The sequence below is a fragment of the Daejeonella sp. genome (assembly GCF_044232565.1).
In the GTDB taxonomy this organism is placed as follows: domain Bacteria; phylum Bacteroidota; class Bacteroidia; order Sphingobacteriales; family Sphingobacteriaceae; genus Daejeonella.
Window position 1 is genome coordinate 1 of record NZ_JBIILQ010000091.1, and the last position, 9641, is coordinate 9641.

The following is a 9641-nucleotide window of genomic DNA, read 5'->3' on the forward strand; positions in this document are numbered from 1 at the left end:
GGTTATGGAAAACTTAATCAAGCGATAAAACAAATTCCCAAAGAGGGAGATAAAATTGTTATTCTCGGCGGTGAAAACTACCGCATAGGGATGGGCGGCGCTGCTGTTTCATCAGCTGATACGGGTGTTTTTGGCTCTGGAATTGAATTGAATGCGATTCAACGTTCCAATCCTGAAATGCAAAAGCGTGCTGCAAACGCTATTCGCGGATTGGTTGAAAGTGATCATAATCCAATTGTTTCTATTCATGATCACGGTGCTGGAGGTCATTTAAATTGTCTTTCGGAGTTGGTTGAGGCTACAGGCGGACTAATAGATTTGGATAAATTACCCGTGGGTGATCCAACTCTGTCGGCAAAAGAAATTATAGGTAACGAATCACAAGAACGTATGGGATTGGTTATTGGTCAGGATGATATTGATACTTTAAAGCGCATTGCTGAACGTGAGCGTTCTCCAATGTATGTAGTTGGAGATGTAACCAATGATCATCGATTCACATTTGAGTCGAAATCTACTGGTTTAAAGCCAATGGATTATGCTTTGGAAGATTTCTTTGGAAGCTCCCCTAAGACGGTTATGGCTGATAAAACGGTGACTAGGAATTATGCTGAATTAGCATATACTTCTTTAGATATCCCTAAGTATCTAAATCAAGTTTTACAATTGGAGGCTGTAGCTTGTAAAGATTGGTTAACTAATAAAGTTGACCGTTGCGTGAGTGGTAAAGTAGCAAAGCAGCAATGTGCTGGTCCTTTACAATTGCCACTTAATAACGTTGGTGTTATGGCACTCGATTTCAAGGGAATGGAAGGTTTGGCAACATCTATTGGACATTCACCGGTTGCCGCACTGATTGACCCAGCAGCAGGTTCACGCACGGCAATTGCTGAAGCACTTTCAAATATTGTATGGGCTCCATTAAAAGAGGGTTTATCTTCAGTTTCGCTTTCAGCAAATTGGATGTGGGCGTGTAAGAATGAGGGTGAAGATGCCCGTTTATATGAAGCGGTAAAAGCCTGTTCAGATTTTGCTATCGATTTAGGTATTAATATTCCTACGGGTAAGGACTCGCTTTCTATGAAGCAGAGATACCCAAATGACGAGGTGATTGCTCCAGGAACAGTAATTATTTCTGCAGGTGCAAATTGCTCTAACATTAACCAAGTAGTTGAACCCGTTTTAAATCGAAATGGTGGCAATATTTATTATCTCAACCTATCGCAGGATACTTTTAAGCTTGGTGGTACCTCTTTTGCACAAATTTTAAATAAAATTGGAACCGAAGTACCAACTATTAAGGATGCAACGTATTTTAAAACTGCCTTCAATGTACTTCAAAACCTGATTAAAGAAGGTAGAATTGAAGCAGGGCATGATGTTGGTAGCGGCGGTTTAATTGTCACTCTTTTGGAGATGTGCTTTGCAGATGTAAACCTTGCTGCAAATTATGACCTCAGTCTTTTGTTGGAGAACGATAGTGTAAAGGCCTTATTTAATGAGAATATTTCCGTGGTTTTTCAGGCAGATGTTTCCGTAGAAGCTGTTTTTGCTCAGCATAATATCGAAATTTTCAATATTGGATCAGTCGTAGAAGGCAAGGTTGTAAACATTAAAAATAATAATGACTCATTCAAGTTCAATGTTTCTGAACTTAGAGATACCTGGTTTAAAACGTCATTTTTGCTAGATTCAAAACAATCAAAAAATGGAATGGCGCAGGAGCGCTTTACAAATTATAAGAATCAGCCATTAAAATTCCATTTCCCTGCTAATTTTGATGGTAAGCTTCCATTTATCGCAATAGGTTCGGAAAGACCAAAAGCTGCGATTATTCGTGAAAAGGGAAGTAATTCGGAACGTGAAATGGCCAATGCGATGTTTTTGGCAGGTTTTGATGTGAAGGATGTACATATGACCGATTTGATTTCTGGCAGAGAGACTTTAGAGGGTATTCAATTTATAGGAGCGGTTGGTGGATTTTCTAATTCAGATGTCTTAGGATCCGCTAAGGGCTGGGCAGGTGCATTTTTGTATAATGAAAAGGCAAATACAGCACTCAAAAACTTTTTCAAACGTGAAGACACATTATCAGTAGGGATCTGCAATGGCTGTCAATTATTTATGGAGCTTGAATTAATAAATCCAGAGCATCTAATTCACGGAAAAATGCATCATAATACATCCCAAAAGCATGAAAGTGGTTTTACCTCTGTTACCATCCAGAAGAACCATTCAGTAATGCTTTCTTCTCTAGAAGGTGCTTCATTGGGCGTTTGGATTTCACATGGAGAGGGTAAATTTAATTTACCCTATGAAGAAGATAAGTATCATATCGTTGCTAAATATGGCTATGAATGCTATCCTGCAAACCCTAATGGATCAGATTTCAATACGGCAATGATGTGTGATGTTACAGGTAGACATTTGGTTATGATGCCGCATATTGAGCGATCAACCTTTCCATGGAATTGGGCAAATTATCCTGATAAACTTCAAAAAGACGAGGTTTCACCATGGCTTGAAGCATTTGTAAATGCAAGAAAATGGATTGATAATAAATCCAAATAATTATTATCTATTATTATAATTAGTGTTAAAATTTTGAAATCTTCTTGAAAAGATTAGACAGATAATTTGAATTTATCCCTATTTTTATTACAGATTAAATAGCTACCTATGAAAAAACGTTATACAATCATTTTTTTGTTGTTTTTAAGTATAAACGCTTTCTCTCAAAATAGAGATCAAATTATTGGCAAGTGGATTAATGCTAGCGGTGAAGCACATATTCAAATCTATCCCAATTCAGGTAAGTATTTTGGGAAAATAGCTTGGTTGAAAGTACCAAACAATCCGGATGGTAAACCGCGATTGGATAAAAACAATCCTAATACTTCATTGAGCCAGAACCCAATATTGGGATTGCTTATCCTTAAAGATTTTGTTTTTAGTGATGATATTTGGCAGGGTGGCAGCATTTATGATCCCAAAACAGGAAAAACTTATAGTTGTAAGATAAGTCCGCAAGGCCCCGATAAAATAAATGTGAGAGGCTTTGTGGGGTTTTCAATGTTAGGTAGAACTGAAAGCTGGACTCGTGCAAAATGATAAAAATTGCAGCATCATTTATATTATTTTTCTTTTATTTACAATCACAGGCACAAATTTTAAGTCCCCTAGAATCATCCCGTAATACAAGCCTTCGTGGTTTATCGGTTGTAAACGATTCCGTAGCTTGGCTTAGTGGAAGTAGGGGCTGGACAGCGCGAAGTATAGATGGCGGTAAAACATGGGAATGGAAGCAATTACTTGCTTATCAAAACCTTGATTTTAGAGATGTGGAGGCTTTTTCTGAATCAAAAGCAATTCTAATCAATGCAGGTAGTCCGGCAGTAATTTTACTCACTATTGATGGCGGAAATACCTGGAAAGAAGTTTATAGAAACGATTCACCAGATATTTTTTTAGATGGCATGGATTTTTGGGACTCCCAAAATGGACTCATTTATGGTGACCCAATCCATTCAAAAATGGTTTTGCTTAAAACTAGCAATGGGGGATTGAATTGGCAAAATATCAGTCAAGATAATACGATCAATCTGTTTGCTGGTGAAGCAAGTTTTGCAGCTAGCGGAACTGCCATAAGATGTGATTCGAAGGGAAACTCTTGGATTGCCACTGGAGGATTGAAATCAAGACTTTTTCATTCTGCTGATTATGGAAATTCATGGAAGGTATTTGACTGCCCAATAATCCAGGGTAAAAGTTCTACCGGACCATTTTCGATTGCATTTCGTACAAAACGAAAGGGAATAGCAGTTGGTGGCGATTATCTCATAGATTCTTCAAGGAATAATAATTTGGTTTTAACCAAAAACGGAGGTAAATCATGGTTCAAGCCTTCAGTTTCAACTTTTGGATATCGTTCTGCGGTTGAATATCTATCAAAAAATAGCTTAATTGCAACTGGTCCAGGAGGTACTGATTTTTCAAATGATGGTGGTAAAACGTGGAAGAATTTATCAGTTTTAGGCTATCACACTGTAAGAAAAGCTAAATATGGAAAACTCGTTTTGCTAAGTGGAAGCGACGGGCGTATTGCCACTCTTAGCTATTAATTTGCATAGCTAGTGTCATTTTTAACCTTTAAATTACAATATGAATCTAGAATTCAATAAAAACGAAGATGCCAATAAGCAACTTTCATACGAGGTTAAAAATCGTTTGAAAAAGATTTATGTTGGAGGTGGAGAAAAAGCCGCGGCAAAACAAAAAGAGAAGGGAAAGATGCTAGCCCGCGAGCGTATCAGCTATTTAATTGATAAGGAAAGTAATTGGTTAGAAATTGGCGCTTTTGCTGCTGAAGATATGTACAAAGAGGTGGGTGGTTGTCCATCAGCAGGTGTTATTACAGGGATTGGCTATGTTTCTGGGCGCCAGTGCATGATTATCGCTAATGATGCCACAGTGAAAGCGGGTGCATGGTTTCCTATGACTGCCAAAAAGAATTTAAGAGCACAGGAAATAGCGATGGAAAATCGCCTTCCAGTTATTTATTTAGTTGATTCTGCAGGAGTATTTTTGCCATTTCAAGATGAGATATTTCCAGATAAGGAGCATTTTGGAAGAATATTTCGAAATAATGCAATTATGAGCAGCAAGGGTATAGTGCAGATCTCAGCTATTATGGGTTCCTGTGTTGCTGGGGGAGCTTATTTGCCTATTATGAGCGATGAAGCTATGATTGTTGAGGGAACTGGATCAGTGTTTTTAGCAGGAAGTTATTTGGTTAAATCGGCAATTGGTGAGGACATAGATAATGAAACTCTTGGAGGCGCAAGCACCCATTGTGAAATATCCGGCGTAACTGATTACAAACACCCCAATGATGCCGCTTGCTTAGATTCGATTAAAAATATTATGAGCATGATTGGAGCCCCTCAGACAGCGGGTTTTAACAGAATAAAACCCAACATGCCTAAATTAGATGAGAATGAAATCTATGGGTATTTGCCGATGTCTAGGGAGAATCCTTATGATATGAGGGATATTATTTATCGTTTACTTGATAATTCTGAGTTTGAAGAGTATAAAAAACTGTACGGACAAAGTATAATTTGTGGTTTAGGACGTATAGACGGCTGGGCAGTTGGAATCGTAGCAAACCAACGAAAAGTGGTAAAAAGCAAAAAGGGTGAAATGCAGTTTGGCGGTGTTATTTATTCAGATTCGGCAGATAAGGCTACTCGTTTTATCATGAATTGCAATCAAAAGAAAATACCACTTGTTTTTCTTCAAGATGTTACCGGATTCATGGTTGGAAGTCGCTCGGAGCAAGGTGGAATCATAAAAGATGGCGCAAAGATGGTGAATGTGGTGGCCAATTCGGTTGTGCCTAAATTCACCATTGTAATTGGGAACTCCTATGGAGCAGGCAATTATGCGATGTGTGGAAAAGCTTATGATCCACGATTAATCTATGCATGGCCATCTGCAAAAATTGCGGTAATGGGTGGTTCTCAGGCAGCAAAAGTATTGTTGCAGATTAAGGAAGCATCTCTGAAAGCTAAAGGAGAAGAAATTACAAAGGAAAAAGAAGATGAATTATTGAAAGAAATTACAGATCGTTACGATAGCCAAACAACTCCGTATTATGCTGCTTCTCGACTTTGGGTTGATGGAATTATCGATCCCTTAGATACAAGAAAGGTGATTTCAATGGGAATAGAGGCTGCTAATCAGTCGCCAATACAAAATTCTTTTAATCCAGGTATTTTACAAACCTAAACTAATAAAATCATGAAAAAGGCTTTGCTTTTTATGCTTTTTATAGCATCTATTGATTCATTTGCACAGTCGACCTTGAAACTTCATAAAAAAGCTATCGTGGTTGATACTCATGGCGATATCTTATCAGATCAAATAAAGTCAGGAATTGACATTGGTATTCGACAAAAGGGGGGCAATTTTGATTTGGTTCGAGCAAAGGAGGGGGGACTAGATGTTCAAGTATTTTCTGTTTGGAGTGATTATACTGGAGGGTTTGATCTGGCAAATCGACAAATTGATTCGCTTGATGCCTTAATTAAACGTCATCCAAATATGATTGTTAAGGTGCGTTCGGCCAAAGAGCTGAAAATGGCTGTTAAAGATGGTAAAATGGCAGCTTTATTCGGTGTTGAGGGAGGTCATATGATTGAAGGCAGCATGAAAAATCTAGATTCATTGGCAAAACGTGGCATGACTTATATGACCCTAACATGGAATAATAGCACACCTTGGGCTAGTTCGGCATATGAGGAAACTTTTAAAAAAGATAGTTTAAAGCAGTTGGGACTGAGTAATCTTGGCTTTCAGATTGTTCAACGAATGAATGAACTCGGAGTAATTATCGATCTTTCACATGTCGGAGAAAATACTTTTTATGATGTTATTCGAGCTTCAAATAAACCAGTAATGGCTTCACATAGTTCTGCATATGTTTTTAATGCCCATCAAAGAAATTTGAAGGATGATCAAATTAAAGCTATTGCAAAAACAGGTGGGGTTGTTTTTGTTAATTTTTATAGCGGTTTTTTGGATAGCACTTATGCTAATAAGTTAAGTTTATTTAATGCGCGTCATAAAAATGAACTTGTTGAATTAAGTAATAAATTAGGGAGTAAATCCTTAGGGCAAGTAGAAATCAATAAAAAATATAGTGCTGAAATTGAAAATTTAAAAGCCCCATTATCTTTATTGATTGACCATATAGATCATATGGTTAAGCTTGTTGGAGCAAATCATGTTGGTTTAGGGGCAGATTATGATGGCGCAGAATCCTACCCACAGGGCCTGGAGGATGTTTCAAAATATCCATTAATCACAGATGCGCTTTTAGCCCGTGGTTATTCAAAAAATGAAGTAAAAAAGATACTTGGAACTAATTTTATTAGACTTTTAAAGCAGACAAAAATTAATTCTAAATATTCCACCAATAGGTCAATTTAAGAACCAAAAATCTATTTTTTACCGAAAAAGGAGCAGGTAAATAATTATCTGTGTACACTATAAAAAGATCTGAAGCTGGTTTGTATCGCCATTGCAAACGTGTGTTTAAATTAATATTATCATTTTGCTCATTATACTGCACAAAGCCAGTAAAAAACAATTTATTAGTCATAGTTACATCCAGCCTTGGGCCAATTAGCCAAAATTTAGTGGTGTTCCAAGGTTCCGGTAATCGGATATCATTATAACTTGAACTCAGTGCTAAACTAACATAAGGTTGAAAGCGGTATCCAAGCTCACTACTAATATTTAAACGGTTACCATTGGCATAATATCCGCCATAGCGAGTTGATAGAGCCATTGTAATTAGACTTTGTGGGCGTGAGCTATACTCAAGGCCAAATGCTTCCCAGCTATGCTCTGAGCCGGTAGCTAAAGTAGCACCTCCCTTGTTTGTAGGATCAAATGGTCTTTGAAGCATTACATAATCATTTGCAATCCAACCAGTTAGGTTTGATCTGTTACGGAAATTGAAGTTGTATGCTAGGTAATTGGTATTATCCGTACGTTTAAATTTCTCATCAAAATAATTTGCCGAAAACAATTTGGGTCCATGGCTCAGAATTTTTCCTTTTTTCGGGAAGAATAAATATCCTATTTGCGGACTTAAATTGAAGTATCCTCGTCTTGGAACGAAGCCAACTTCAGCATTGTAATCACTGCCGACATATTCATGCTGCCAATTGATGTCCCAGTTTCCGGTCCAGTAGCGTAGGTTTGCTGCTTGCATCATATCACTATTGCCACCATTGGGACTAAAAGATTTCATGGTGACAGCCTTGCCGGTCCAAGTATTGTTTGATGAAGCCAAATTATACTCAATTCCTGCAACACGGTTGTATCTTGAGACTCCAGCTGCGGCATTTGAAGCATCATAATTTAGGGATTGTTTGTTAATAAAGATTCCACCAATATTTGAACGTGCGAAAACCTTTCTTTGGAGTGCCATAACAGTAAAGTTTTGTGCAGGATCTGAAATTCCTGTATTTTCAGTTTGCATATTCATAAGGCCCACTCTCCAATCCTTATTCAGCTTGCCGCTCAATCGTGCGCCATATTGAATGGGAACACCAAGTCCGATTCTTCGTGAGAAAAAAGGTCGGATATTTTGATAGCCGAAATTTGAAAACAAATCCCCATTCTCAAGAAAATACTGTCGCCTTTCAGGGAAGAAAAGTTCAAATCTTTCCAAATTAGGTACTTGTCGATCAACCTCCACTTGTGAATAATCTGGGTTTACAGTTAGATCGAGGTTTAATGATGAGTTAATGGCAATCTTAATATCTCCACCAATTTCACCCCTCTGATCGCGTTTTACAGGTAGCAATGTATGATTACTCGAAAGGCCACCTAAAGTATAAGGAATAACAGAAATATTTTGACCCGGGACTGGTGGTGGCTGATCCCAGACTAAATTCCCTGTGTAGGCGAGGGATGCTGTTGCAAATTGACGCGGGACAGGAGCCCAACTTGATTTTTCAGTTGATTTAAGGTCTAGGCGACTAAAATTGATACCCCATTTTGTAATTCCTGGTTTGTAACGAATTGATTTAAAGGGTATCGCTGCTTCAAAAATCCAGCGGTCTTCATAGTTTTTAACGACAGATTCCCATTTATTATCCCAGCTTAAATCTACTTTACTTCCTTCATACATGATACCATCCCATTGAGCACCGGCGGCATTAGATCCAAAGGAAAAACCATTGGTCTGATCGTCGAAGGGATCCATAAAAATTAAAAAATTATCGTTCTTCCCAAAAGTAAAATCACGTCTTAAAGACTCTACAAAATAAGGACCTGGTTCATGATAACATATGGCTATTATGTATAGAAAATCATTGTCATAACTCATTTTAACATCTGTACGGATTTTGGCAAAGCTCGTATCCATTGGCTGAACCATGAAAAACTTGCTTGCTATTTCAGCGTCTTGCCAAGCGCCTTCATTCATGATTCCATCAATCTTGATTTCAGTGCTTGCAGGCTTAATTTTCAGCTCATATTGTACATTCTTTTTTTGAGCTAATGTATTTAAGCTGAATACAGTTAAATGAATAATCAAAAAGAATAAATAACTTATAGATTTCAAGGATTGAAACATAGTTTCAGGCATATTGTTAAGAATTGAATTGTAATAATAGGAACAATGACTGAGTTTATGAATTAAAATTGGATATATTCTTAAATTGGACTGAGAACTTGATGATTATTGTGATGTATAGATAAATAATCTAGAAAATGAGGGTTGTCTATCCGACCTCAAATTCTTATTTTTGTAAGAAATATTGAAAAATGTCTGAACAAACTGAACATGTTGAATGCCTGATTATAGGATCTGGTCCTGCAGGATATACAGCCGCTATTTATGCTGCTCGTGCTGATTTAAAACCGGTGATGTATACGGGAATGGTTCCAGGCGGACAATTGACCCAAACAACTGATGTAGAGAATTTTCCGGGTTATCCAACAGGAATAATGGGTCCTGAGATGATGGAAGATTTTAGGAAGCAGGCGGAACGTTTTGGTACAGAAATTCGCTTTGGTTATGCTAGTAGTGTTGATTTCTCATCTATACCTCATAAGGTGAT

7 protein-coding genes are annotated in these 9641 nt (G+C 37.6%); 6 read left to right on the forward strand and 1 reads right to left on the reverse strand.

What is annotated here, in order from left to right; all coding sequences use genetic code 11:
- From purL to ACILQF_RS06735, 5 genes are all read left to right on the forward strand, one after another.
- On the forward strand, positions 1 to 2571 hold a 2571-nt coding region (gene purL / locus ACILQF_RS06715; RefSeq protein ID WP_395626647.1), incomplete at its 5' end, for a phosphoribosylformylglycinamidine synthase.
- Positions 2572 to 2679: 108 nt separating this feature from the next.
- Positions 2680 to 3111 carry a DUF2147 domain-containing protein gene (locus ACILQF_RS06720; RefSeq protein ID WP_395626648.1) on the forward strand — a complete coding sequence of 144 codons (432 nt, stop codon included), beginning with the start codon at positions 2680 to 2682 and terminating at the stop codon, positions 3109 to 3111.
- Positions 3108 to 4121 carry a WD40/YVTN/BNR-like repeat-containing protein gene (locus ACILQF_RS06725; protein WP_395626649.1) on the forward strand — a complete coding sequence of 338 codons (1014 nt, stop codon included), beginning with the start codon at positions 3108 to 3110 and terminating at the stop codon, positions 4119 to 4121. Before ACILQF_RS06720 ends, ACILQF_RS06725 begins: the two co-directional genes overlap by 4 nt.
- Positions 4122 to 4161: 40 nt before the next feature.
- A complete protein-coding gene (locus ACILQF_RS06730) occupies positions 4162 to 5790 on the forward strand; it encodes an acyl-CoA carboxylase subunit beta (protein ID WP_395626650.1) in 1629 nt (542 codons plus the stop codon).
- A gap of 12 nt (positions 5791 to 5802) precedes the next feature.
- A complete protein-coding gene (locus ACILQF_RS06735; RefSeq protein ID WP_395626651.1) occupies positions 5803 to 6993 on the forward strand; it encodes a dipeptidase in 1191 nt (396 codons plus the stop codon).
- Here the strand turns inward: ACILQF_RS06735 and ACILQF_RS06740 are convergent.
- Complete coding sequence (locus ACILQF_RS06740; RefSeq protein WP_395626652.1) at positions 6965 to 9166, reverse strand: DUF5916 domain-containing protein; 2202 nt, start codon at positions 9164 to 9166, stop codon at positions 6965 to 6967. The two genes, ACILQF_RS06735 and ACILQF_RS06740, sit on opposite strands and share 29 nt — an antisense overlap.
- A gap of 179 nt (positions 9167 to 9345) precedes the next feature.
- Between ACILQF_RS06740 and ACILQF_RS06745 the strand changes: the two genes are divergently transcribed.
- On the forward strand, positions 9346 to 9641 hold a 296-nt coding region (locus ACILQF_RS06745), incomplete at its 3' end, for an NAD(P)/FAD-dependent oxidoreductase (RefSeq protein ID WP_395626653.1).

Coding starts and splice junctions, on each gene's coding strand:
- ACILQF_RS06725 (WP_395626649.1), top strand. CDS start 3,108: ATGATAAAAATTGCAGCATCATTTATATTATTTTTCTTTTATTTACAA.
- ACILQF_RS06730 (WP_395626650.1), top strand. CDS start 4,162: ATGAATCTAGAATTCAATAAAAACGAAGATGCCAATAAGCAACTTTCA.
- ACILQF_RS06735 (WP_395626651.1), top strand. CDS start 5,803: ATGAAAAAGGCTTTGCTTTTTATGCTTTTTATAGCATCTATTGATTCA.
- ACILQF_RS06720 (WP_395626648.1), top strand. CDS start 2,680: ATGAAAAAACGTTATACAATCATTTTTTTGTTGTTTTTAAGTATAAAC.
- ACILQF_RS06740 (WP_395626652.1), bottom strand. CDS start 9,166: ATGCCTGAAACTATGTTTCAATCCTTGAAATCTATAAGTTATTTATTC.